The organism is Klebsiella sp. GFKo11, assembly GCF_056490265.1.
Map to the genome: position 1 here is coordinate 3,457,633 of NZ_CM151369.1, position 25,737 is coordinate 3,483,369.

A 25,737-nucleotide genomic window follows, 5' to 3' on the forward strand; every position below is an offset into this window, starting at 1 on the left:
ATAACAACTGAACAAGGATAATGGATGAAACGTTCAACCTGCCGCCTGCTTGCGGGCACCATTATGTCGATAATGGCTGCATCGGCTCAGGCGTTGAAGGCTCCAGAGGTGGACCTGCGCAATCCGACGATATGGGAAGAAAAAACCGTGAATCCGCTCGCCGATAAACAACAGCCCTGCGAAGTGTTCAGCGGGCCAAACTGCTCGGTGTGGGAAGATGAGAAATCGGATATCCAACGTGAACGGGAGCGACGAGAACAGCGGCGGTGGCAAAACGGTTATGAAAACCTGCGGAGGGAGTAATTCTGCTTTAGCGATAACCCGGGCATGCCCGGGTTATTATTTTTACCGAAAGATCAATTCTCGCCGAAATGAATCACGGTGCGAATGGATTTACCTTCATGCATCAGATCGAATGCTTCGTTGATCTGATCCAGCGGCATACGGTGGGTGATAAACGGGTCGAGGCGAATTTTGCCCGCCATCGCCTCTTCCACCATTCCCGGCAGCTGAGTACGCCCTTTCACGCCGCCAAACGCCGAGCCGCGCCAGACGCGACCGGTCACCAACTGGAACGGACGGGTTTTGATCTCCTGGCCTGCGCCAGCAACGCCAATAATCACGCTCTCACCCCAGCCTTTATGGCAGCACTCCAGCGCCGCGCGCATCACATTGACGTTACCGATACACTCAAAGCTAAAGTCCACTCCGCCATCGGTCAGTTCAACAATCACATCCTGAACCGGTTTGTCGTAGTCGTTCGGGTTGATAAAGTCGGTTGCGCCCATCTCTTTAGCGAGGGTGAATTTTTCCGGGTTAGTATCAACCGCCAGAATACGTCCGGCTTTCGCCTGTACCGCGCCCTGAATGACCGCCAGGCCAATACCGCCGAGACCGAAGACCGCCACGGTATCGCCCTCTTTCACTTTCGCCGTATTGTGAACCGCACCGATACCGGTGGTCACACCGCAGCCCAGTAGACAAACTTTGTCCAGAGGCGCCTGCGGGTTAACTTTCGCCAGAGAAATTTCGGCCACCACGGTGTATTCACTGAAGGTGCTGGTGCCCATATAGTGATAAATAGGCTCGCCGTTATAAGAGAAACGGGTGGTGCCATCTGGCATCAGCCCCTTACCCTGAGTGGCGCGTACCGCCTGACAGAGGTTGGTTTTGCCCGATTTACAGAACTTACACTCGCGACACTCGGCGGTGTACAGAGGGATCACGTGATCGCCTGGTTGCAGACTGGTCACGCCTTCACCCACTTCGACCACAATACCGCCGCCTTCGTGGCCCAGTACTGCCGGGAAAACGCCTTCCGGATCGTCGCCAGAAAGAGTAAAAGCATCGGTATGACATACGCCGGTATGGGTAATTTTGACCAGCACTTCGCCTTTTTTCGGCGGTGCGACGTCAATCTCAACGATTTTTAGCGGCTGGCCTGGGCCAAACGCGACTGCTGCACGTGATTTCATATTCTCTCTTCCTCGTCGTGATTTTATTTTAAGTAGGATCGTAGCAGATGGCCAACTTCCGCCATTCTGGCGGCGCGTTGGTCTGGCGTCGTTTCGCCGCTCACCAGTTCATCTTGCAGGTGAATTTCAACCATTTCGCCCATCAGGCCGTTAGCGGCACCGCGAATAGAGGCGATCTGTTGCAGGATAGTCATGCAGGGTTCGCCGGATTCCAGCGCCCGTTCGAGCGCTTCAACCTGGCCGCGTATGCGTCGTACCCGGCTGAGGGCACGTTTTTTATCTTCAGGTGAGTGTGGCATGATTACGCCCTCAAAATCATATAGGGGGGTATACTATATTTTTTCGCTTAAAGAGGCAAATCAACTCGCCGCTTTAACCGTAGCATAGCGGCGAAAATTTACTCTTAGTCGAGATCGAGGATCATAGATTCACAGCGTAAATCAGCATTAGCCATTTTCGAATACCAGAGTTTTTCACCCAACGAAATAAAGCCCAGGCGTAGATAGAAACCGGCTGCATTTGGCGTCGCGTCGAGCGCAATTGTCCTGAACTTACGTTGTTTGGCTTCCCCGATAATTGCCGCCATGATCATGCTGGCACAGCCCTTACCCTCCCATGTCGGCAAGGTAAAAATGGCTTCAACGCTCCCCTCTTCGATATCGAGATAACCACTGGCGACCGGCTTTCCTTGCCCATCATCGACAACAAAGAAGGGATTATCGCGAACCGCATGACGATAACCTTCAGGCATGCCATCGGGAGTCCATGCGCGTATGATTTCCGGCAGATAGCTTTCCCGGCAGCCGTGGCGAATCGCCTGATTACGGATATCCCAAAGTGCTGGAGCTTCGTCTGCGATGGCAACTCTAACTCTCATCCCTTTCTCCTCAATTTTTATTGTTGATAACATTTTTATCACAATTATCAAAGGAAGAAACAAAAAACCCGCCGAAGCGGGTCTGAAGATGTTTAGCGTTTGCGCGGCATCATCCGCAGCAGCGTGTTGTCTTTCCAGAAATAATGGTGCATCAGCGCCGCCAGCGCGTGCAGGCCGACAATAAAGTAGCCAGTGTTTGCCAGCAGCTCGTGCCAACCCTTCAGCGTATCCACCAGCTCAAAGTTGCTTTCTGCCGCATGGGGCATGGTCAAACCAAAAGCAAACCACGGATTGCCACGATAATACATCATCACCATGCCAATCACCGGCAGCGCGATAAACAGCAGATAGATAACCAAATGCCCGAGGTGCGCAAAGCCCGTCATCATTGGCGACGGTTTGGGCACAATTGGCGGTGCGGGAGATTTCAGACGCACGAGCAGACGCGCCACCATCAATACAAAGACAGAGATCCCGCAAGAGACATGAATCATATTAATGACCGGCCGCGCGCTCCGAGGGAAAAAGCCTCGTAGCTCCATTGCCGCATAAGCGCCAATCACTAACAAAAAGACCAGCCAGTGGATGCCTATCTGCAGGCCGGAATATTTATCGCGCATGGAAAACCCTTAAGGAAACAGTGATGCCGTCAACATAACTACCTTTCCTTAAAAATTCATTAACTTTTACGAAGCATTAACAAACTATTGCTGAACATGATGTAATCAGATTAAAAGCAAACAGTTAGCGCCGTTTTATTTGGGGGTGACGTCATCCGGGTTCACCAGCCCCTCTTCTGGCCTGACAGAAATTTATCGTCCAGACTGAAAGCAAAAACGTGGTCTGCATCGGCATTGTGCTTTACACTGCGCGCTGCAAAAAATGAGTAGATAAACGATTAACCAGGCGGTAAGGCGATGAACGGAACGATCACAACGTGGTTTAAAGATAAAGGCTTTGGATTTATCAAAGATGAAAACGGTGAGAACCGTTATTTTCATGTGATTAAGGTCGCCAATCCCGATCTGATTAAGAAAGATGCAGCCGTCACTTTCGAACCCACTACCAATAACAAGGGCTTATCCGCTTATGCGGTAAAAGTGATACCGGAAAGCAAATACATCTATATCGCGGGTGAGCGTATTAAGCTCACGTCGATCAAGTCCTATCTTGTTTACAGCGAAGAAGTGCCAGCCGACACCCGCATTGATAAAGAAAACGCTGTACTGTCTGTAGGTGCGCTGATGGGGAGTATCAGGCCAAAATCAGCCGCTAAACCGGGTGAAATACGCTCGCTGAAAAAGCTGGCGGTGACCACTTTTCAGGGAACGACGTTAATCTTTTCTGAAGATGAAATAGACGTGGATGCCACGGTAAAAATGCTCAAGGTCTGAAATGATCCTGTGCCGAAATCTTGCTTGCATAAGCAGGATTTCGGCATCGTTTAGTCGTCAGGATATTTAGCGAATTTATTTAACCGAGAGTTCCCTGCGGATAATTTCTGCCCCTGCACTTAACGCATTTAGTTTGCCTGCGGCTACCTGACGAGATAAAGGCGTCATGCCGCAGTTAGTCGAAGGGTAAAGCTTGTCAGCGTCGACAAACTGAAGGGCTTTGCGTAATGTCTCAGCAACCTCCTCCGGCGTCTCAATAGAATTCGTTGCCACGTCGATGGCCCCGACCATCACTTTTTTACCGCGAATCAGCTCAAGCAGGTCCATCGGAACATGCGAGTTATGACATTCCAGTGAGATGATATCGATACTGGATGTTTGCAGCTTAGGAAATGCTTCTTCATATTGACGCCACTCTGTGCCCAGCGTCTTTTTCCAGTCGGTGTTCGCTTTGATGCCATATCCATAGCAGATATGTACCGCCGTTTCGCATTTCAGTCCTTCCACTGCTCTTTCTAAAGCCGCGATCCCCCAGTCATTCACTTCATCAAAAAACACATTAAAAGCCGGCTCATCAAACTGAATAATATCGACGCCAGCAGCTTCTAGCTCTTTGGCTTCCTGATTCAATATTTTCGCAAATTCCCAGGCCAGTTTTTCGCGGCTTTTATAGTGGTCGTCATAAAGTGTATCAATCATGGTCATAGGCCCAGGTAGCGCCCATTTAATAGGTTGTTTGGTGAGCTGACGTAAAAACCGCGCGTCCTCAACAAAAACGGGTTTTTGGCGTTCAACAGCACCTGTGACGGTTGGGACGCTTGCTTCATAGCGATTACGAATTTTCACCACTTCACGTTTTGCAAAATCAACACCGCTGAGGTGCTCAATAAACGTTGTCACAAAGTGCTGACGCGTTTGCTCGCCATCGCTGACAATATCGATACCTGCACGTAATTGATCGTACAGAGCCAAACTCAGCGCGTCCTTTTTCCCCTCAATTAACTCTTCATTTTGTAGTTTCCAGGGGGACCATAGTTTCTCAGGCTCAGCGAGCCACGAAGGTTTGGGTAAACTGCCCGCAGTCGAAGTGGGTAATAATCTTTTCATAATAGTTGGCCTTATATCGTTAATTAAATAGCGTACTGAGCAGACCACTGATCGAGAATGTTCTTGTACGGTTTAATGAAGTTCTCTTCAGTAAATTTCCCCTGCTCAATAGCCAACTGGCTACGCTCTTCCCGGTCATAAACAATTTTTGTCAGTGAGTGATCCTGGTGATTCAGGTCAGGTTGATAGCACTGCCCTGCCGCAGAGTTGGCGTTGTAAATCTCAGGCCGATAAATTTTCTGGAAAGTTTCCATCGTGCTGATGGTACTAATCAGCTCAAGATTAGTGTAATCGCTCAGTAAATCACCTGAGAAATAAAAAGCCAAAGGTGCGACACTATTTGCAGGCATAAAATACCGAACCTGCAAGCCCATTTTTTTGAAATAGCCCTCAGTCAACGACGTTCCATTCTGTTGGTATTCAATGCCCAGCACAGGATGCTCATTACCTGTTCGATGGTAGGTGTTTTTATTGGATACGCTGAGGCATATCACCGGCGGTTTGCTAAAGTTATGTTTGTACTTACTTGAGTTTACAAAACATTTAAAGATATTGCCGTGTAAATCACCAAAATCATCGGGAAGACTAAACGCTGATTGCTGTTTATTGTGTTCTAACAGCAATACGCTAAAATCATAATCTCTGACATAAGAAGAGAAGTTATTCCCTACAATACCTTCAATACGTTCGTTGGTTTTTTTATCAATAATATTCGTTTTTAATATTTCTATTACTGGAAAAGTGTCGCCATTAGCTTCGATACTCATCTCGACAGAAATGATTTCAAGCTCGAGCGAATAACGCTCGCCTTTCGGATTATCCCAGTGCGCCAGAGTGTTTAAACGATTGTCAATCATCAATAAAGTGTTACGCAAATTCTGCTGGCGATTTTGCCCTCTGGCTAAATTAGCAAAGTTAGTTGTAATACGCGTATTTTCAGAAGGGTTATAATTTTCATCGAAAATACTGCTCTTAATCGTAAAAGTAAAATTTTTATTCATCGCAATTTTGCATCCTGAGTCCTGACATGAAAACTGAATTTATACCCGTCATACTTCAAGTTGCATGGGCGTTGGCTCAGTCAGCGGTCTTCATGTTGCCAATAAGTTAATATGGTGTATTTTATGCCAGAGCCACTGGATGAGTGAAAGCGAGTTAATTTCATTACAACATGAGCAATCTTCATGATCTTCTGTCGCTGATTTGGCGCCAGGCCAATCCTGTTTACAATCTGCCTACCCCAGCTAATATGCCCTTAACGAATAAAACTGAAACAAAAAATTATTAAGCGTCAGCATGTTAGCGCCAACCTCCAGAATTCATTAAATTTTTCATATGGTTTTTTCGAACGACTGGCCATTTTGCACAAATGTCCGGTTGCCCAATCCCGATGGCTGGACTAAGCCTGGAGAAGTTTTAACGTATCAATTCAACTTACCAGGAGATTTCCATGAGCAAACTTGGGATTAATGGATTTGGCCGTATTGGACGTTTGGTGCTACGCCGGTTGTTGGAAGTGGAAAGTTCTTTAGAAGTGGTGGCCATTAACGACCTCACCTCGCCAAAAGTGCTGGCCTACCTGTTAAAGCATGACTCTAACTACGGCCCTTTCCCATGGAGCGTTGATTTTACTGAAGATGCGCTTATCGTCGATGGCAAAAAAATCACCGTGTACGCTGAAAAAGAGGCTCAACATATTCCGTGGAAAGCGGTGGGTGCCGAGCTGATCGTCGAGTGTACCGGTTTTTATACCTCCACTGAGAAAGCGCAGGCCCACCTGAGCGCAGGTGCGAAAAAGGTGCTGATTTCCGCACCGGCAGGCGATATGAAAACCATCGTTTACAACGTTAACGATGACACTCTGGCCGCAGACGATACTATTATCTCCGTTGCCTCCTGCACCACTAACTGTCTGGCGCCGATGGCAAAAGTCCTTAACGATGCGTTCGGTATTAAGCTAGGCACCATGACCACCATTCACGCCTACACCGGCACCCAGTCGCTGGTCGACGGTCCGCGTGGCAAAGATTTACGCGCTTCCCGCGCGGCGGCGGAAAATATCATTCCGCATACCACTGGGGCTGCGAAAGCGATCGGTCTGGTTATCCCGGAACTCAGCGGGAAATTAAAAGGCCATGCCCAGCGCGTACCGACCAAAACAGGATCGGTAACGGAACTGGTCTCCGTGCTGGCGAAAAAAGTCACCGCCGAGGAGGTCAATCAGGCGATGAAAAACGCGGCGGCGAACAATGAATCGTTCGGTTATACCGAAGAGGAAATTGTCTCGTCAGATGTGATAGGTAGCCATTTCGGTTCAATTTACGACGCCACGCAGCTTGAGATAGCCGAAGCCGGTGATGTTCAGTTGGTTAAAACGGTGGCCTGGTACGATAACGAATATGGCTTTGTCACCCAGCTGATTCGCGTACTGGATAAATTCGCAAAATAATCCCGCATAAGGCAGATGGTACTTGGCTATCTGCCTGTTTTCACTCCGCCGACGCGAGTCTTTCGCGTAAAAACTCAATGAATATCTGTGTCCTGGCAGGTAGTAAGCGCGTTTCAGTCATGGCATAAACGGACTGCGGAGAACCGTGCCATTGCGGCAAAATCGCGGTTAATTTCCCCGCAGCCACTTCGTCGGCCACTACCTCCACTGGCATCAAAATGATCCCCATGTTGAGCGTCGCTAACCGACGAATCATCCCCACACTATTGAGCGTAAACCGCCCGCTTACCGCCACCGTCTCACTTTGCTGCTGGTGATGCAGCGTCCAGGCGTTATTTTTGAGCATTCCCAGACAGGCGTGATGCGCAAGGTCGGCAGGTGTGGCGGGGAGCCCAGCGCGAGCGAGATATCCTGGAGAAGCATACAGATAAGCTTTCATCGACATCAGCTTACGGGCGATGAGCAGAGAATCTTTCGGCTCGCCTATGCGGATCGCGACATCAGACGGCTCGCTAATTAAGTCAACTTTTCGCGGGGTGACATCAAACTCAAACGTAATGCCAGGATAAAGCCCGGCAAACTCGGCAATAATCGGCGCCAGCCACGTCACGGCAAAATCGACCGGAAACGAAGCTCTTAAGACCCCTTCAGGCTGAGTCATGATCTCACCTAATTGCTCATGCGCCAGCCGCGCTTCGTCCACGATGCGGCGGCAACGTTCAAAATAGATCTGCCCGGCATCGGTCAGCTCTATTTTACGAGTTGTCCGATGCAGCAACCTCAGACCTGTCGACTTTTCAAGCTCGCTGATTCGGCGCGACAGAGTTGACGCTGGCGTCCCGGTGATCTCCGCCGCGCGACGAAAACCTCGGGCTTTAACCACCTCAACAAACAATGACATATCGCTTAGATAATCGTTCATTCAACTGTGCCATTTATGGAACAATGAAATCCATAGTACCCACTTTATCCTTTTCATGAAACAGATGATGATTGACCTCATCACGTTCAGCGCGCCAACTACCATGCGCCCAAGAGGATTTCACCGATGAGTACAGTATTCAATCCCGTTTCAATAGGCCGCTATACGCTGGCAAACCGCCTGGTCATGGCACCAATGACTCGCTCGCGCGCGCAATATGATGGTACGCCCGGCGAATTGGCGGCAACCTACTATGCACAAAGGGCCAGCGTTGGGATGATTATTGCCGAAGGAACTCAGCCATCAGACGATGGCCAGGGATATCTCACAACTCCGGGTATCTACACGGATGCCCACGTGACTGGCTGGAAAAAAGTCACTGCCGCCGTACACGCCAAAGGCGGCAGGATATTTATCCAACTGATGCATGCGGGCCGCATGTCCCATCCGGACAATACGCCACACCACCGAGAAGGCGTGGCACCCTCGGCCATCGCACCGGGCGCGCCGATGTTTACCGCCAGCGGAATGCAGGAAATCCCCACCCCCAGAGCGCTTAGCCGCGATGAAATTCAGCAGACCATCGCCGATTTTCGCGTCGCCGCGAGAAGAGCCATTGAAGCCGGTGCGGATGGTGTAGAAATACACGGTGCCAATGCCTACCTTATCCATCAGTTTCTGGCACCTAGCGCCAATACGCGCACCGATGAATACGGAGGTTCCATACAAAATCGCGCGCGCTTCGCCATTGAAGTGACTCAAGCGATTGCCGATGAAATAGGTGGAGATCGCACAGGTATCCGACTCTCCCCCGGGATGAATATGTGGGGAATCGACGAAGGAGAAGACCGCGCGGATCTCTATCGTTACCTGGTTGGCAAACTCAATAAATCAGGTCTTGCATGGCTGCATGTTATGCATATGGGTGATGAAAGTCTGCTCAGCGACCTGCGACAAATCTGGAGTAGTAAACTGATCCTTAATCGTCCTGGACGCCCACGCGAGGAAGTTGGCTGCGATGTAAATTCCGGCCTGGCGGACCTGGAGTCTTACGGTGCGATGGTGCTGGCAAACCCGGATTTTGTCGAGCGTCTACAAGCTAATGCACCCATGAATGAAGCACAGCGGGAGGGCTTCTTTGGTGGAACGGAAAGATTCTATACCGACTATCCGACCATGAAGTAGTTCGACGGGCCCCGCTGAATCATCAGCGGGGCTTCGGACAATGGTTTATGACTGCAAATAGACCACCTGAGTTTGCAGATACTCATTCAGGCCATGACGCCCATCTGCGCCGCCAATTCCCGATTTACGCCATCCGGCATGGAAGCCCTGCATCGCTTCAAAGTTTTCGCGGTTGATATAGGTTTCGCCGAACTTCAGCCCTTTTATTGCCTTCATAGCGACATTCAGGTCACGAGTATAGATAGATGAGGTCAGGCCATAATCGCTATCGTTGGCCATTGCCAGCGCCTCTTCAAGCGTGTCAAACGCCACCACCGGCAGTACCGGGCCAAATGTCTCTTCATGAACGATATCCATCTCCTGACGCACGTCCAGCAGTAGCGTCGGCGGATAAAAATAGCCCTTTCCTGCGACCGCTTTACCGCCAAGGGCAACGCGGGCACCCTGCGCGACCGCCTTCGCCACCTTCTGCTCAACGCGCTCCAGCGCGGCGGCGTTGATCAACGGCCCCATGGCGATATCGTCACGTGATGCCGGGTCGCCAAACTGCACCGCTTTCATCGCTTCGCCAAGTCGGTTAACGAAGCGGTCGTAAATCCCTTTTTGCACATACACGCGCTCGACGCAGTTACACACCTGCCCGGTATTGATGACACGCGAATCCACCACTGCCTTGACCGCCAGCTCGATATCCGCATCATCCATCACGATGGCTGGCGCTTTTCCGCCCAGCTCAAGGCAAACTTTGGTGATATTTTTCGCCGCAGCGGCCATGATTTTCTCACCCGCCACCACGCTGCCGGTCATGCTGACCATCGCCACTTTCGGGTTACCCGCCAGCTCCTGGCCCACGGTTTCACCACGGCCCAGCACCAGGTTAAATACCCCCTTAGGCAGTCCGATCTCATGGACAATTTGCGCAAAGGCGATGGCGTTATTTGGCGTAAATTCACTCGGTTTAATGACGATGGTATTGCCGGTAATCAACGCAGGAGCCAGCTTGCGAGCAATCAGGAAGAACGGGAAGTTCCACGGCAGGATACCGGTCGTTACGCCCAGCGCGCGTTTAAAGACCAGTATGTTTTCGCCCGGACGGTCGCTCTGCACGATTTCACCTTCATAACGACGTGCCCATTCGGCCATATAGTCGAGGTAATCAGCGGTAAATGAGACTTCGACCGCCGCCAGTTGCTGAATTTTCCCACCTTCGGCGACAATCAGCGCGGCGATTTCATCCGCCCGCTCGCGAATGCCGGCAGCAATTTTGCGCAACCATCCCGCCCGCTCAATGGCTGGCAACGCTTCCCAACCGGGCTGTGCGCGTTCAGCCGCCTGAATCGCCCGCTGTGCATCCTCCGCGCTCCCGTCAGGAATGCGCGAAAGCAGCGCTTCCGTCGCCGGGTTGATAACATCAATCCAGGCATCACCGCGGCCAGATTCAAACTGACCGTCAATGTACATAGGGTGTTGAACGGGTGCTGTCATGGTTTGCTCCTGTGGAGTTATTGTTTTTAACAAGTGAATTTAATGTTAAAAACTATCTCCTGAACGGCAATTCGATAGTCCTGACGCGCGTTTTTGTGAGTCATTTCATAAAAATAGAGGAGTTCGACGCAGAGATAATCACAATTCGATAACACATCATGCCCGTTTGCGATAATCCTGACGCAAACGGGCAAATTTGCGCTTGGTTATAAGACGTTTTTAATGCGGGCTGGCAGCGATGGGGTTAAGCGCATCAAGAAAATTGGCGAGAACGCAGGCGCGCATCCATGACTGGCCGCCAGGACGGCGGCCAGAGAGCGGGCGAAAGAAATATTCCCCTTCACTGACATTTTGCTGAAATAAAAAATCTAACCCAGAGTTCGCGCGTTCAGCGCATCGGACAGCAGACGATCATCACGCAGCGTCTCCCACGCCTGCACAATATGCGGCGGAATATCCACATGGGCGATAAACCCCTTACCCAGCGGGCCGTATCCCTGCGGATTATCTGCCAGCCGCGGCAGTTCGCCGAGGATTAACGCCAGATAGCGTCCAACCGGCCACAGACCCTCTTGCTCACCACTGAAGGTTAACCCGTTATCACTGTTGCACAGCACAGGCGAGCAGCCCGGCGTGCTGTACCATTGCGGCGCAGCGGTCTCCTCCCCCTGCCAGACGCGGGCAAACGTCGCCATCGTTCTGCGCTGCATCGTCGGGTCTTGAATCACCACGCCCGTGCGATGTGCAATCCCTCTCTCTTCGAGCATTTGTCGGGTAAAGCGCGCGTTCTCTCCGCAGTTGGTGGAGCGGTCTTCCACCACAATCCTTTCACGAGGAATCTGCCAGAACTGATGGGCGATATCAGCAAGAATATGCGACTCGGCGCGCCCCGATACCAACAGCGTCCGGTAGCGAGAGTCGCTCAACACCGCATCATATAAAAATGAGGTGGAATGGCCGATGCCGCCGCTGATCAGTAACGGCACAGCGTGACGTGCCGCCAGCTGGCAGGCGAAATCAATGGTCGGGATCACCGCATTACCCGCCAGTACCACCACATCTATTTGCGGATCCTGTGATAAATCATCTTGCGCCAGCCAGGCCCCCAGCCGGTTTGCCGCCGCCAGTGTATTAGTCGGTAATGATGGAAAATGTTCTGCCATATCCTCTCCTTTTCACGCCATTTCACCCTTAAGTTCCCGGCCACCATCATAAACCGCCAATTGTGCTTTGGGTAATAAAGCGCAAACATCTCGTCAACGCTTTCATAGCAACAAAGTCAACACATCCACATAGCGTTTTGTTCACTTTTTGAAGAGAGTCAAGATTCTAATAAATAGGGATAAATAGCCACAACTACGGCTTTAATGCACAAAGATGCATATTCATCCGCAACAGGCGTTATTTCTCGTTTTTTTATTCATAAAAAACTCAAGCCCACCCGTAACGACAGCATATTCTGAATTTTTGCCAAATACCGTCCCATTAAATTGGTGATAACATTCTCGTTACAGAGTTTCTCGCTGTATCTTTCCACGGTTAACAAAATAATTATCACTGCAAAACAGGACTCTTATGGAAAAGTTATCTTACGCTTCTGAAAGTAGTACATCCCCATGGACCACCTACCTGCGCCAAATTGACCGCGTCGCGCCCTACCTGGGCGATCTCGCCTACTGGATCGAAACCCTGCGCCACCCAAAACGCGCGCTGATTGTTGATATTCCGGTACAAATGGATGACGGTACCATCCGCCATTTCGAAGGCTATCGCGTCCAGCACAACCTCTCGCGCGGGCCAGGTAAAGGCGGGGTGCGCTACCATCCGGATGTAGACCTGAATGAAGTCATGGCGCTCTCTGCCTGGATGACCATCAAGTGTGCTGCAGTCAATATTCCTTACGGCGGCGCGAAAGGCGGGATCCGCGTCGACCCGTTCTCATTATCCGAAGGTGAGCTGGAGCGTCTGACCCGCCGCTATACCAGCGAAATCGGCATTATTATTGGGCCGCAAAAAGATATTCCGGCACCAGACGTCGGCACCAACGGTAAAGTGATGGCCTGGATGATGGATACCTACTCCATGAACCACGGCACCACCATCACCGGCGTGGTTACGGGTAAGCCTATCCACCTCGGCGGCTCTCTGGGCCGTGAAAAAGCCACCGGCCGCGGTGTATTTGTGACCGGACGCGAAGTAGCTCGTCGCAGCGGGATCGAAATTGAAGGCGCGAAAGTCGCGTTGCAAGGTTTTGGTAACGTCGGTAGCGAAGCAGCCCGCCTGTTCGCGGGCGTCGGCGCGCGCATCGTGGTGATTCAGGACCACACCGCCACTCTGTTTAATGAAGGCGGCATTGATATGGCCGCGCTGACCGCATGGCAGGCCGAGAACAAACAGATTGCCGGTTTCCCCGGCGCGCGCGAAATCGCCAAAGAGGAGTTCTGGACGACGCAGATGGATATTCTGATCCCGGCGGCGCTGGAAGGCCAGATTACGCGTGAACGCGCCGAAACCATCAGCTGCAAACTGGTACTGGAAGGCGCTAACGGCCCGACCTACCCGGAAGCCGATGATGTGCTGGCCGAACGCGGCATCGTGGTGGTACCGGACGTTATTTGTAACGCCGGCGGCGTCACCGTGAGCTACTTTGAATGGGTGCAGGATATGGCCAGCTTCTTCTGGAGTGAAGAGGAGATCAACGCCAAAATGGACCGCATCATGACCGATGCGATCGTTCATGTCTGCGAAAAAGCCGCTGAAAAAGAGTGCTCTTTGCGTACAGCCGCCTATATCGTAGCCTGTGAACGTATCCTGATGGCGCGTAAAGATCGCGGTATTTATCCAGGATAATCTGACCTTCTCAGCCCGGTTTATGCCGGGCTTAGGTTCGCTGCTCGTATTTTCGCCGGATGGCGGCTAACGCCTTATCCGGCCTACAAAACCCACGGTACCAACATGTTATGCATCCTCCTGTAGGCCCCGCCGGGCAATGCAACACCTTCTTAGCCCAACCGGTTGTGTTTTCTTATCCCCCTACAATAAACGCACATACCGTTAACTGATTTTTATCAATCAGCTTGAATTCTCGTTTTGGCCAGGCCTAAAATCATTAGAGCTCTAACGATATTGCAGACTGGCCTATGGATAACCGACAGCTTAACTTCTCCCATCTTTTATATCTGACCGCCCACCACTGGCGGCTTGCGGTCAACCGTCGCCTCAAAAACCTTGGCATGAGCCAGGCCAGTTGGGTCGCCGTTGCCGCCATTGCCCGTAACGAACAGCCGCTATCACAAAGCGAGCTGGCCCAGGAGCTGGGCGTCGAAAGCGCCACCCTCGTGCCGCTGCTTAACCGACTGGTCGATCTCGGCCTGGTTGAGCGGGTCAAAACCGAACGCGATAAGCGTAAACGGCTGCTGATCGCCACCGCCAAAGGCCTTGAGATTTATCAACAGGTGAAAACGGTGGCCGACGGTTTGCGTGAGGAGATCCTCACTGCCATTACCCCAGAAGAACAGCAGCAGACCCAGCGGGTGCTGGAAAAACTGCTGCGCGAGGTGGAGAAAAAATAATGCCTCGCCGTAAAAGTAACCCCTACGTTCCCCACGACTGGGCCCCGCATGAAAAACCGGCCATTCTCGGCTCACCTTCAACGCCTATTCACAGCACGCCAAAACGTATTGCCTACGGAATCGTCGGGCTGCTGGTGTGCCTGACCGGGGCGCTGGGCAACGCGGTGGTCACTGCCAACCTGCAGCTATTGCAGGGGACCTTTGCCGCCTGGTCGACAGAGATCGCCTGGCTACCGGCGGTCTACGTGATGACTAACGTCTCCATCAACCTGCTACTGGTGAAATTCCGCCAGCAGTTTGGCCTGCGCGCCTTTACCGAAGGTTTTCTGGTGCTCTACGTGCTGGTGACCTTCTTCCACCTGTTCGTTAACGACCTCAGTTCAGCCCTGATGGTGCGCGCGGCGCATGGCATGGTGGCGGCAGCACTCAGCTCGTTAGGGATTTATTATCAGGTGCAGGCCTGGCCTGCCCGCCATCGGCTAAAGGCGCTGACTATCGGCATCACTAGCTCCTCGCTGGCGATCCCCCTTGCCCGCCTTTTCTCTACCGAACTGCTACAAATTGATGAGTGGCGCGGGCTGTACTTCTTCGAACTGGGGCTGGCGCTGGTGTCGCTGGCCTGCGTGATGGCGCTGAAGCTGCCGCCGAGCGATCGCAAAAAAGTGTTCGAGAAGAAAGATTTCATCACCTTCTGCCTGCTGGCACCGGGGATGGCGCTGGTGTGCGCAGTGCTGTCGCTGGGGCGTCTGGACTGGTGGTTTGAAGCGCCGTGGATTGGCTGGTCGCTGGCGGGCGCAGTGGTGTTGATTGTTTCCGCTATCGCCTTTGAACATAACCGCAGCAACCCGCTGCTCAATACTAAATGGCTATCCAGTGGCAGTATTCTGCGACTCGGGCTGATTATGCTACTGATCCGTATCGTGCTGGCGGAGCAGAACACCGGAGTGATTGGCTGGCTGCAGTACGTCGGCCTGCAAAATGAGCAGATGACCAATCTGGCCTGGTCTATTTTTGCCGGGATCGCCTGCGGGATTGTCGCCAGCTGCCTGACGCTAAATCCGCAGCGCCTCTACTGGCCCACCGCCACGGCGCTGGCGTTGATAATGATTGCATCACTGCTCGACAGCCAGTCGACGATCCTCACGCGACCAGAACAGCTGATGTTCAGCCAGTTCCTGCTCGGTTTCGGCAGCGCCTTCTTCCTCGCCCCGGCGATGCTGGCGGGCATTGGCGGCGTGATCGCCGATCAGCGCAACCTGGTGAGTTTTTCGGTACTGTTCGGTATGAGCCAAAACATCGGTGGCCTGCTGGGCTCCGCCATTCTCGGGACCTTCCAGACCTGGCGAGAGAAGTTTCACTCCAGCCAGCTTGCCGACCAGCTCACCACGCTTAATCCGCTGATCACCGAACGCTTACAGCAATACAGCCAGATGTACCAAAGCCAGATTGGCGACAGCACGCTGCTGAACGTTCAGGCTACCACGCTGCTGCAAAACGCCGCCACGCTACAGGCCAATATTCTCGCCTACAATGACACGTATCTGCTGACGGCGGCGATTTCCGCCGCCACGCTGGTCTGGGTTTTCTGGCGCTTAATAAGATTGCGTATTACCGCCCGTATCGCGCTGAAACGCGCCACGGGCAGCAAATAAAATTTTCACTCTGGAGTCGTTATGAGTCAGCAGGATGCGGCCAAACAACAGGCCAACACCCGTAATAATATTCGCGTGGTATCCATTTTTACCGCCGCCGCCATTGGTATCGTCGGCGTACTGGTTATTCTTTACGCCTGGCAGCTACCGCCATTTACCCGTCAAAGCCAGTTTACCGATAACGCCTATGTGCGCGGGCAGACCACCTTTATCAGCCCGCAGGTTAACGGCTATATCACTCAGGTGAAGGTGCAGGATTTCAATCAGGTAAAAGCCGGAGACGTGCTGTTTCAGATTGACGATCGCATTTATCACCAGCGCGTTCACCAGGCGGAGGCTCAGGTGGCGATGAAAGAGGCGGCGCTGAAGAATAACCAGCAACAGCGTAAAAGCGCGGAAGCGGTGATCGCGCGTAACGAAGCGGCGCTGCAAAACGCCCGCGCGCAGAATCTTAAAACGCAGGCGGATCTGAAACGCGTTCAGGAGCTGACCGCCGACGGTTCCCTTTCCATTCGCGAGCGCGATTCTGCCCGCGCCAGCGCGGCGCAGGGCAATGCGGATATTGAACAAGCGAAGGCAACGCTTGAGATGTCACGTCAGGATCTGCAATCGACCATCGTTAACCGTGACTCGCTGGTGGCCGATGTCGCCAGTGCCAAAGCGGCGCTGGAGCTGGCGCAAATCGATCTGCAAAACACCCGTATAGTCGCTCCGACTGACGGCCAGCTAGGGCAGATTTCCGTCCGGCTAGGCGCTTACGTCACCGCCGGGACGCATTTGACCTCGCTGGTGCCGCCACAGCACTGGCTGATCGCCAATTTAAAAGAGACCCAGCTGGCGCAGGTGCGCGTGGGACAGCGGGTGACTTTCACCGTCGATGCGCTGAACGGCGAAAAATTCACCGGTACCGTACAAAGTATTTCCCCGGCGACCGGCGTTGAATTCAGCGCCATTTCGCCGGATAACGCCACCGGTAACTTTGTCAAAATCGCCCAACGCATTCCGGTGCGTATCGCCGTGGATGAGGGACAGAAAAACCACCAGCGGCTGCGTCCGGGGATGTCGGTGCAGGTCACCATTGATACGCGCGGGGAGGAGAAACAATGATCCGCCCGCTCACCCTCACCGTCATTCTCGCGTTGGTTGGCTGTCAGTCTGCCGACATCCAGCAAGCCGCCCCCACGTTACAAATCCCCGCCGCCTGGCGCGCGGATTTCGGTCCAGGCAGCCCGGTGGAAGGCGTGTGGTGGCGCAACCTTCACGACAGCACGCTCAATCTGTATGTCGATCAGGCTCTGCGTTACAACAGCGACGTGCTGATTGCCCGCGAGCGGGTGAATGAGTATCAGGCGCGGGTTTATGCCGCCGACAGCAGCTTGTTTCCCTCTCTTGACGCCGGACTAACCGGCACCCGCGCGCGTTCGCAGTCGGCAGCGACCGGCCTGCCTGTCCATAGCACGGTGTATAAAGGCGCGCTAACCGCGAGTTACGATGTTGATATCTGGGGTGCAAACCGTAGCGCCGCCAGCGCGGCGGAGGCTAGCCTTGAGGCGCAAAAGGCCGCTGCCGCGGCGGCGAACCTGACCGTCGCGACGTCGGTGGCGGTTGGCTACGTTACTCTGCTCTCGCTGGATGAACAGCTGCGGGTGACGCAGCAAACGCAAAAATCGCGAGAGGATGCGTTTAATCTGGCGAAACGTCAGTTTGAGACGGGCTACACCTCCCGTCTGGAGCTAATGCAGGCGGATTCGGAACTGCGCTCTACGCGGGCGCAGATCCCCCCCTTGCAGCACCAAATCGCCCAGCAGGAAAATGCGCTTAGCCTGCTGATCGGGTCTAACCCGGGAGCCATTAAGCGTAATGAATTCGCCCAGTTGACGCCGCTGACGCTGCCGGCACAGCTACCGTCAACGCTGCTTAACCGCCGCCCGGATATCGTTCAGGCTCAACGTCAACTGCTCGCCGCCGACGCCACGCTGGCGTCCTCGCAGGCGCAGCTGCTACCGTCAATTAACCTTACCGCCACCGGTAGCATGCAGGACCGTACCCTGCCCGATCTGCTCGATAATCCGCTACGCTTATGGAGTCTGGGTGGCAGTATTTTGGCACCGCTCCTCAACCGTCAGGCGCTAAATGCTCAGGTGGATGTGTCGATGGCCCAGCGCAATCAGGCGCTGTACGGCTATGAGAAAACGGTGCGCAGTGCGTTTAAGGAGGTGAACGACAGCCTCGATGCGATTGGCCGCTACGGCGAGCAGTTGGCGGAGTTACAAGAGCAGGAGAAAGTCGCCCAGGAGACTCTGCGTATTGCCCAGAACCGCTATCGCAACGGTTACTCATCTTACTTAGACGTGCTGGACGCCCAGCGCACGCTGTTCTCCACCCAACTCAGCGTGGTGCAGGTGGAAAACAACCTGCTGCTGGCACAAATTGATTTGTACCGGTCGCTGGGAGGCGGCTGGTCTGATTCACCAGAGAAGTAATACGGGAAGTCTGACATGCAGCAACAGTGGACGGCAGTAGATAATTATCTCGTTGAAGCATTAATCCCCAGCGATCCGATACTGGAGCGGGTTCTCGATAACAACGAGCGCGCCGGGCTTCCGGCTATCGATGTCGCCGCCAACCAGGGGCAGTTTCTGGCCCTGCTGGTACGAATGACCCGCGCAAAACGAGTGCTGGAAATCGGCACTCTCGGCGGCTACAGCACCATCTGGATGGCCCGAGAATTACCCACTGATGGCGAATTACTCACTCTGGAGGCCGACGCCCATCATGCCGCCGTGGCGCGGGAAAACCTCCGGCTGGCGGGCGTTGATAACAAGGTTAAGGTACTGGAAGGCCCGGCGCTGGCGACCCTCGAAAAGCTGGGCGATTGCCCGCCGTTTGACCTGATTTTTATTGATGCGGATAAGCCAAATAACCCAAACTATCTGCGCTGGGCTCTGCATTATTCCCGTCCGGGGACGTTGATTGTTGGTGATAACGTCGTGCGCGACGGTGAAGTGACTAACCCGCACAGCACGGACGATCGCGTTCAGGGCGTCAGAGCGTTTATTGAGATGATGGGCAGCGATCCTCGCCTGACGGTCACGGCGCTGCAAACGGTAGGCAGCAAAGGCTGGGATGGCTTTACGCTGGCGTGGGTGAACCATTAATTAATCTGAGAATCCGGATTGCGGCGCTAAGCCACAATTCGGATCATGCCTGCTATTGTTGATACTCATACTGGTATTTCTGCTGTAGCCGTTGCCCCCTTTCCACATATTCCTCATCCGCTGAACGTATTTTCGTAATAATATCAGTCAGCGTACAGTTCCCGATGTTGTCCCACGCCGAACACATATTTTCCATAATCAGTTTGGCGTTGCCATATGCAGCCTCGTCAGATAACCAGCGTCCTTTACGGTCCCAGCGAGACTGACGGTCGTAAGCAGTGGAAACAACGCGGCTTAAGCGACCCTTTTCGTTATAACTAAAATCGGTGAAAACCTTCTGCGGAGAATCAACATCATATTCCCGGACCAGGCGATGCTGGTCGTTATAGCGGTAGCGCCTGGTTCTCGTGTCGCTCAGTTTCTCCCTCCCTGTCTTATCTTCCTCTGACCAGACGATCCGCCCCAATTCATCGGTATGGAAATAGCGGCTCGTCGTTGAGGTATTCACTTCTTTATCCCTCTTAATGACAGTCGTGATTTCCTGTACCCACCCTTTACCGCCATCCTCGCTGTTGCGGCTAAGTTTGATTTTAGTGCTTGATGTCATACCACCACCAAAATCGCTCTCCCGCGTAGCTATACGGCTTTCCAGCATACCGCAGCGGGAAAAAATCATCTTGTTGTAATACTGATTATCCTCACCGGAAATCTGCACGCTACGTAGCTCTCCCGTAAACGGTACCATTCTTGTTAAAATAAAAAAATTCGCTTCGTTGATAGTCAGTTGCGCCTTATCGCAAGCGTGGCCGTTTTGCCATTTCCATAGCGTAAATGCCACGCCGCAGGCCACTACGACGAAAACAGACATAATAACTTTTGTTTTTTTCCGCATAAGCGACTCACGGTGATGCTTCCAATTAGTAGAACATGTGTTTTTCAATAAACGTCCCGATGACTTTTTCGTGGATCTCTACTGAACGCGAGAAGCAGATTGTTTTACGAGCCAAGCGCTTAATGCGGGTGCGCAGCGTCAGGTTATTGCGCTCAATCCGTTGGGTGAATATTTTTCCGGTCAGATGCTTATCCTTCGGCACCTCCCGGCCATAGCTGCCCCAGTCGTCGCTGGTGATCATGCCGATGTTGAATGGCGTAAGCAGTGCCAGTAGTTCCCGGCAGGTTTCATCGGTACGGGGACCAAAAGTGTAGGCCAGTACACCCCCTGTTTTGGTGTTATACGCGTACCAGAGCCAGTGTTGCCGGGCTTTACTGCCAACGAAACTCCATTGCTCATCAAGTTCGCAGATAAGCGCCACATCAGCATGAGCAACGGGCGAAGACGTTATTCGCTTTGGCGTGAGTTTTTTAAAGTCCGGATGACGGTGTTAATGCCAATTTTCAGTGTTCTGGCGGTATCGCGAACCCCGGCGCCATTGAAGGCCATTTCAGTGATCAGCTCTTTAATGCCCGGCTTACGGGCCTCATAAGTGTAAGTGAGCTGAAAAACGCGGTGGCAGTCACGGCAGCGAAATCTGTCATGGCCTTTAGGGTTCTGACCATGGCGGTAGACCTGTGCAGACTGACAACGAGGACAATGAATGTTAACGCTGGCCATGAAAGAACCTCAAAAGCCCGCATTATACATCAGATTCAACTAATTAGAGGCATCACCCGCTATCTTTTCAGAATCCATAAAGAAACCCGGCCGCTTACGCTAACCGGGTTTCTCAAGGCTGAGTTAAACTACGTTGTCAGGCGCTGATCTGATCCATCGCCTGCAATACCCGCTTATCCGAAATCGGGTACGGCGTGCCGAGCTGCTGGGCGAATAGGCTGACGCGCAGCTCCTCGATCATCCAGCGGACTTCCTGCACGTCATCATCCTGGCGACGGTTAGGCGGTAGCTTATTCAGCCACTGCTGCCACGTCTGCTGGACGCTCTCCACTTTCAACATCTGCACGCGGTCGCGATGCGGGTCGATAGCCATTTTCTCCAGACGTTTTTCAATCGCCTGCAGATAACGCAGCGTGTCACCCAGACGGCGGAAACCGTTGCCGGTAACGAAACCGCGATAAACCAGCCCGCTCATCTGCGATTTGATATCCGACAGCCCCAGCGCCATGGTCATATCCACGCGGCCTTTCAGACGCTTGTTGACGTTAAATACCGCAGTCAGAATCTGCTCGACCTGTTTGGCGATTTCCACTACCGTCTCGTTCAGCTCGGCGCGCACTTTTTCATGCAGCGCGGCAAAGCCCTCTTCCGTCCACACCGGCCCCCCCGCTTCATCGATCAGCTTATCGACGCCGCAGGAAATACAGTCATCAATCAGATCCAGCACCTTACCGTACGGGTTGAAATAGAGCCCCAGCTTGGCTTTGTTCGGCAGCTTCTCGTGCAGATACTTAATTGGCGACGGAATGTTCAGCAGCAGTAAACGACGCAGACCGCGCCACATTGCCTGCTGCTGCTCCAGCGGATTATCAAACAGCTTGATCGCCACGCTGTCGCGTTCATCCACCAGCGCGGGCCACGCTTTCACTTTATAATTGCCGCGCTTCTGCTCGTAGCTCTCCGCGAGGGTGCCAAAACTCCAGATATGCAGCCCGCTCTGCTCGATACCATCATCGGCGACCGCCGACAGCGTTTCCTGCACTTTACCCTTCAGGGCATCCTTCAGCTCCTGGAGCGAACGCCCTTCCTGCAGCTTCTTGTTCTTATCATCCACTACCCGGAAGGTGATTTTCAGGTGATCGGGTACCTGATCCCACTGCCAGGACTCGCGGTCGATAGTCACCCCGGTCATCCGGCGCAGCTCGCGCTCAAGAGAATCGAGCAGTGGCAACTCCAGCGGCGTCGCGCGGCCCAAAAATGCTTCCGCGTAATTGGGCGCAGGGACGAAGTTGCGGCGAACCGGCTTCGGCAGTGATTTAATCAGCGCGATAACCAGCTCGCGACGTAAACCGGGGATCTGCCATTCAAACCCGGCGTCTTCGACCTGATTTAATAAAGGCAGCGGTATATGTACCGTCACGCCGTCGGCGTCGGCACCCGGTTCAAACTGATAGGTGAGACGCAGCTTCAGGTTGCCCTGATGCCAGAAGTTCGGATAGTCCAGCTTGCTGACCTGCTCCGCCCCCTCTTTAATCAGCATGCTCTTCTCAAAGTTGAGCAGATCCGGCGTCTCGCGACTCGCCAGTTTCCACCACTTATCGAAGTGGCGCGCGGAGACAACGTCATGGCTGATACGCTGGTCGTAGAACTCAAACATCGTTTCGTCATCGACGAGAATGTCGCGGCGGCGCGATTTATGCTCCAGCTCTTCGATTTCGTTGCGCAGCTTCAGGTTGTCGCGGAAAAAGGCGTGACGCGTCTGCCAGTCGCCCTCCACCAGCGCGTGGCGGATAAACAGTTCGCGGCACAGAGCAGGGTCAATCTGGCTGTAATTCACCTTACGCGCGGCAACAATCGGCAGGCCGTAAACGGTGACCTTTTCGGTCGCCATCACCGCGCCCTGCGCGCGCTCCCAGTGCGGTTCGCTGTACGAGCGTTTAATCAGATGCTGCGCCACCGGTTCAACCCACTCCGGGTCGATACGCGCGGCGATACGCCCCCACAGGCGGCTGGTTTCCACCAGTTCGGCAACCATCGCCCACTTCGGCGGTTTCTTAAACAGTCCGGAACCAGGGAAGATGGAGAAACGCGCATTACGCGCGCCAGTAAACTCCTGCTTATCGGCGTCTTTCATGCCGATGTGCGACAGCAAACCGGTCAGCAGCGTAACGTGAATTTCCCGATATTCAGCGGGTTCGCTGTTAACCGGTATACCCAGCTCTTTGACCACCTGACGCAGTTGGGTGTAAACATCCTGCCACTCGCGCACGCGCAGATAGTTAAGGAAATCGACCCGGCACTGTCGGCGGAACTGGTTCGATGACAGCGCTTTCTGCTGTTCGCCGAGGTAGTTCCACAGGTTTACAAACGCCAGGAAGTCAGACTCTTTGTCGTGGAAACGGCGGTGTTTCTCATCGGATGCCTGCTGTTTATCCATCGGCCGCTCGCGCGGGTCCTGAATGGATAGCGCCGAGGTGATGATCATCGCCTCGCGCACGCAGCCGTGTTTTTGCGCTTCCAGCACCATCCGCGCCAGACGCGGATCGACCGGTAACTGGCTGAGCTGGCGGCCCATTGGCGTCAGCTTATACGCAGTCTGCTGCTCGTCGGTGGTAATCGCCCCGAGCTCTTCCAGCAGGCGTACGCCGTCCTGAATATTGCGCTTATCCGGCGCTTCAACAAACGGAAACGCGGCGATATCGCCCAGCCCCAGCGCGGTCATTTGCAGGATAACGGACGCCAGGTTGGTACGCAGAATTTCCGGGTCGGTAAACTCCGGGCGCGACAGGAAGTCATCTTCCGAATAGAGACGTATACAGATCCCTTCCGACACGCGACCGCAGCGGCCTTTACGCTGGTTAGCGGAGGCCTGCGAAACCGGTTCGATCGGCAAACGCTGCACTTTGGTGCGGAAACTGTAGCGGCTGATACGCGCGGTACCCGGGTCGATAACGTACTTGATACCCGGTACGGTCAGCGAGGTTTCCGCGACGTTGGTCGCCAGCACGATCCGCCGCCCGCTGTGGGCCTGGAACACACGGTTCTGTTCGCTATTGGAAAGCCGCGCATACAGCGGCAACACTTCGGTGTGGCGCAGATTTAGCTTATTGAGCGCATCGGCGGTATCGCGAATTTCACGCTCGCCGCTCATAAAGATCAGAATATCACCGGCACTTTCGCGCCCCAGCTCATCAACGGCGTCGAAAATCGCCTGTAACTGATCGCGCTCGGTGTCGTCCGCATCTTCGACAATCGGACGATAGCGCACTTCCACCGGATAAGTTCGGCCGGATACTTCGATAATCGGCGCGTTATTAAAGTGGCGCGAAAAGCGTTCCGGGTCGATGGTCGCCGAAGTGATAATCACCTTCAGATCCGGACGACGCGGCAGCAGCTCACGCAGGTAGCCGAGCAGAAAGTCGATATTCAGGCTGCGCTCATGCGCTTCATCGATGATGATGGTGTCGTACTGCATCAGCAGTCGCTCCTGCTGGATCTCTGCCAGCAGAATACCGTCGGTCATCAGCTTGACCATCGTGTTGTCGCTAACGTGGTCGCTGAAGCGGACTTTATAGCCGATACAGCCGCCCGGTTCCGTTTGCAGCTCTTCGGCAATACGGTTGGCAACGGTTCGCGCCGCCAGACGACGCGGCTGAGTATGACCGATTAAACCTTTGACGCCGCGCCCCAGCTCCATACAGATTTTCGGCAACTGAGTGGTTTTACCGGAACCGGTCTCCCCCGCCACAATCACCACCTGGTGGTCGCGCACGGCTTCGAGAATCTCTTGTTTTTTCTGGCTGACCGGCAGGTTTTCCGGATAGGTGATATCTGGTCGGGCGGCTTCGCGCAGCAGGACTCTCCCTGCCGCCTGTTCAATTTCTTGCGCCATCTCCTGAAGAATGGCCTGTTGAGCTTCAGGATTTTTAACCTTCTTCACGCCGTGCAGGCGACGGGCGAAGCGCGGTTTATCGCGCAACATCAGGCCATCAAGCCGTTGCAGGAGCTGTGAGAAGGTGATTTTTTGTTGTTCTGTCATAGCGTTATCGGGCAGCGCACTGCCGGGAAAAATCTCTTTTGAAGTATCGCGTTAGAGTACCACATCCGCACATTTTGTGCCTTGTTCAAAAAAACTGAACACAGAGTTCGATTTATTGCGCTTTCTCTGTGGCATGATTGTGAATACAGTGTCAACAAGCACCAGGGCATCGGCCCGTCAATCACATTAAAAGGAAACACCCATGAGCAAGGTATTAGTTCTGAAATCCAGTATTCTGGCAGGGTACTCGCAATCTGGTCAGCTGTCCGACTATTTTGTTGAACAATGGCGTGAAAAGCACGCTGAAGACGTTATCACCGTGCGCGACCTGGCAGCAAATCCGATTCCGGTACTGGATGGCGAACTGGTTGGTGCTCTGCGTCCGAGCGATGCGCCGCTGACTCCGCGTCAGCAGGAAGCCCTCGCGCTTTCTGATGAGCTGATCGCTGAACTGCAGGCAAACGATGTGATTGTTATCGCCGCGCCGATGTACAACTTCAACATCCCAACCCAGTTGAAGAACTACTTCGACCTGGTGGCGCGCGCTGGCGTGACCTTCCGTTACACCGAGAAAGGTCCGGAAGGTCTGGTCACTGGTAAACGCGCCGTTGTTGTGACCAGCCGCGGTGGCATCCATAAAGATACCCCGACTGACCTGGTAACGCCGTACCTGTCTACCTTCCTGGGCTTTATCGGCATCACCGACGTGAACTTCGTGTTCGCTGAAGGTATCGCTTACGGTCCGGAAGTGGCTTCCAAAGCACAGTCTGACGCAAAAGCCGCCATCGACAGCGTTGTTGCTGCATAAGG

The 25,737-nt window shown here is 53.5% G+C and carries 23 protein-coding genes; 11 read left to right on the top strand and 12 right to left on the bottom strand.

Translation table 11 applies throughout. The features are described from left to right. The first annotated feature begins 24 nt into the window (after positions 1–24). Positions 25–303 carry a hypothetical protein gene (locus AC07P6_RS16830; RefSeq protein ID WP_304258785.1) on the top strand — a complete coding sequence of 93 codons (279 nt, stop codon included), beginning with the start codon at positions 25–27 and terminating at the stop codon, positions 301–303. A 53-nt stretch (positions 304–356) separates the two neighbouring features. Here the strand turns inward: AC07P6_RS16830 and AC07P6_RS16835 are convergent, their stop codons facing one another. The 4 genes from AC07P6_RS16835 to cybB all read right to left on the bottom strand — a co-directional run bounded on the left by AC07P6_RS16835 (position 357) and on the right by cybB (position 2,972). Then, positions 357–1,475: an S-(hydroxymethyl)glutathione dehydrogenase/class III alcohol dehydrogenase gene (locus AC07P6_RS16835; RefSeq protein WP_112215758.1), complete on the bottom strand. Its 1,119-nt coding sequence runs from the start codon at positions 1,473–1,475 to the stop codon at positions 357–359. Between the two features lie 23 nt (positions 1,476–1,498). Beyond that, positions 1,499–1,774, bottom strand: a complete 276-nt coding sequence (locus tag AC07P6_RS16840) for a metal/formaldehyde-sensitive transcriptional repressor (protein ID WP_004101746.1) — start codon at positions 1,772–1,774, stop codon at positions 1,499–1,501. Positions 1,775–1,878: 104 nt separating this feature from the next. Continuing rightward, complete coding sequence (locus tag AC07P6_RS16845; protein ID WP_434659008.1) at positions 1,879–2,352, bottom strand: GNAT family N-acetyltransferase; 474 nt, start codon at positions 2,350–2,352, stop codon at positions 1,879–1,881. Between the two features lie 92 nt (positions 2,353–2,444). Further along, entirely contained in the window at positions 2,445–2,972 is a 528-nt protein-coding gene (cybB, locus tag AC07P6_RS16850; RefSeq protein WP_181482383.1) for a cytochrome b561, read from the bottom strand. Positions 2,973–3,269: 297 nt separating this feature from the next. Between cybB and AC07P6_RS16855 the strand changes: the two genes are divergently transcribed. Continuing rightward, complete coding sequence (locus tag AC07P6_RS16855) at positions 3,270–3,746, top strand: cold-shock protein (RefSeq protein WP_478313806.1); 477 nt, start codon at positions 3,270–3,272, stop codon at positions 3,744–3,746. 75 nt (positions 3,747–3,821) lie between these two features. On the opposite strand, the gene AC07P6_RS16860 is transcribed toward AC07P6_RS16855, so the two are convergent. Further along, a complete protein-coding gene (locus AC07P6_RS16860; RefSeq protein WP_478313808.1) occupies positions 3,822–4,853 on the bottom strand; it encodes a methionine synthase in 1,032 nt (343 codons plus the stop codon). Positions 4,854–4,876: 23 nt separating this feature from the next. Then, positions 4,877–5,854, bottom strand: a complete 978-nt coding sequence (locus AC07P6_RS16865; protein ID WP_478313809.1) for a DUF1852 domain-containing protein — start codon at positions 5,852–5,854, stop codon at positions 4,877–4,879. A gap of 449 nt (positions 5,855–6,303) precedes the next feature. Here AC07P6_RS16865 and gap point away from each other — a divergent pair, with 449 nt between their 5' ends. Further along, on the top strand, positions 6,304–7,302 hold the full coding sequence (gene gap, locus AC07P6_RS16870; protein WP_182238375.1) for a type I glyceraldehyde-3-phosphate dehydrogenase: 999 nt from the start codon (positions 6,304–6,306) through the stop codon (positions 7,300–7,302). 40 nt (positions 7,303–7,342) lie between these two features. Here gap and AC07P6_RS16875 read toward each other — a convergent pair whose 3' ends face one another. Further along, complete coding sequence (locus AC07P6_RS16875; RefSeq protein WP_434659012.1) at positions 7,343–8,224, bottom strand: LysR family transcriptional regulator; 882 nt, start codon at positions 8,222–8,224, stop codon at positions 7,343–7,345. A 126-nt stretch (positions 8,225–8,350) separates the two neighbouring features. Here AC07P6_RS16875 and AC07P6_RS16880 point away from each other — a divergent pair, with 126 nt between their 5' ends. Beyond that, positions 8,351–9,409 (top strand): alkene reductase, encoded by a 1,059-nt coding sequence (locus tag AC07P6_RS16880; protein ID WP_434659013.1) that lies wholly within the window; start codon positions 8,351–8,353, stop codon positions 9,407–9,409. Positions 9,410–9,454: 45 nt separating this feature from the next. Here AC07P6_RS16880 and aldA read toward each other — a convergent pair whose 3' ends face one another. Further along, positions 9,455–10,894, bottom strand: a complete 1,440-nt coding sequence (aldA, locus tag AC07P6_RS16885; protein ID WP_478313811.1) for an aldehyde dehydrogenase — start codon at positions 10,892–10,894, stop codon at positions 9,455–9,457. Between the two features lie 368 nt (positions 10,895–11,262). After that, positions 11,263–12,057 (bottom strand): YdcF family protein, encoded by a 795-nt coding sequence (locus AC07P6_RS16890; RefSeq protein WP_434659015.1) that lies wholly within the window; start codon positions 12,055–12,057, stop codon positions 11,263–11,265. 412 nt (positions 12,058–12,469) lie between these two features. Between AC07P6_RS16890 and AC07P6_RS16895 the strand changes: the two genes are divergently transcribed. The 6 genes from AC07P6_RS16895 to AC07P6_RS16920 all read left to right on the top strand — a co-directional run bounded on the left by AC07P6_RS16895 (position 12,470) and on the right by AC07P6_RS16920 (position 19,276). Continuing rightward, complete coding sequence (locus AC07P6_RS16895) at positions 12,470–13,744, top strand: Glu/Leu/Phe/Val family dehydrogenase (protein ID WP_110274809.1); 1,275 nt, start codon at positions 12,470–12,472, stop codon at positions 13,742–13,744. Between the two features lie 290 nt (positions 13,745–14,034). Further along, complete coding sequence (locus AC07P6_RS16900) at positions 14,035–14,466, top strand: MarR family winged helix-turn-helix transcriptional regulator (RefSeq protein ID WP_182238369.1); 432 nt, start codon at positions 14,035–14,037, stop codon at positions 14,464–14,466. Continuing rightward, positions 14,466–16,118 carry an MFS transporter gene (locus AC07P6_RS16905; RefSeq protein ID WP_478313813.1) on the top strand — a complete coding sequence of 551 codons (1,653 nt, stop codon included), beginning with the start codon at positions 14,466–14,468 and terminating at the stop codon, positions 16,116–16,118. The genes AC07P6_RS16900 and AC07P6_RS16905 overlap by 1 nt, the downstream gene beginning before the upstream one ends. Before the next feature lie 21 nt (positions 16,119–16,139). Then, a complete protein-coding gene (locus AC07P6_RS16910) occupies positions 16,140–17,225 on the top strand; it encodes an HlyD family secretion protein (RefSeq protein ID WP_304258768.1) in 1,086 nt (361 codons plus the stop codon). Beyond that, complete coding sequence (locus AC07P6_RS16915) at positions 17,222–18,601, top strand: efflux transporter outer membrane subunit (RefSeq protein ID WP_478313815.1); 1,380 nt, start codon at positions 17,222–17,224, stop codon at positions 18,599–18,601. Before AC07P6_RS16910 ends, AC07P6_RS16915 begins: the two co-directional genes overlap by 4 nt. A gap of 15 nt (positions 18,602–18,616) precedes the next feature. Then, positions 18,617–19,276 (top strand): O-methyltransferase, encoded by a 660-nt coding sequence (locus AC07P6_RS16920; protein WP_434659018.1) that lies wholly within the window; start codon positions 18,617–18,619, stop codon positions 19,274–19,276. Between the two features lie 52 nt (positions 19,277–19,328). Here the strand turns inward: AC07P6_RS16920 and AC07P6_RS16925 are convergent, their stop codons facing one another. The 3 genes from AC07P6_RS16925 to hrpA all read right to left on the bottom strand — a co-directional run bounded on the left by AC07P6_RS16925 (position 19,329) and on the right by hrpA (position 24,870). Next, complete coding sequence (locus AC07P6_RS16925) at positions 19,329–20,168, bottom strand: hypothetical protein (protein ID WP_478313817.1); 840 nt, start codon at positions 20,166–20,168, stop codon at positions 19,329–19,331. Between the two features lie 25 nt (positions 20,169–20,193). Further along, a protein-coding gene (locus AC07P6_RS16930; RefSeq protein WP_087786203.1) for an IS1-like element IS1N family transposase occupies positions 20,194–20,888 on the bottom strand; the annotation gives its coding sequence in 2 pieces (ribosomal slippage) (positions 20,194–20,642 and positions 20,642–20,888; 696 coding nt in all). Positions 20,889–21,024: 136 nt separating this feature from the next. Next, positions 21,025–24,870: an ATP-dependent RNA helicase HrpA gene (gene hrpA / locus AC07P6_RS16935; RefSeq protein WP_478317029.1), complete on the bottom strand. Its 3,846-nt coding sequence runs from the start codon at positions 24,868–24,870 to the stop codon at positions 21,025–21,027. Positions 24,871–25,129: 259 nt separating this feature from the next. On the opposite strand from hrpA, the gene azoR reads away from it, so the two are divergent. Continuing rightward, complete coding sequence (gene azoR, locus AC07P6_RS16940) at positions 25,130–25,735, top strand: FMN-dependent NADH-azoreductase (protein WP_110274817.1); 606 nt, start codon at positions 25,130–25,132, stop codon at positions 25,733–25,735. The last annotated feature ends 2 nt before the right edge of the window (positions 25,736–25,737 follow it).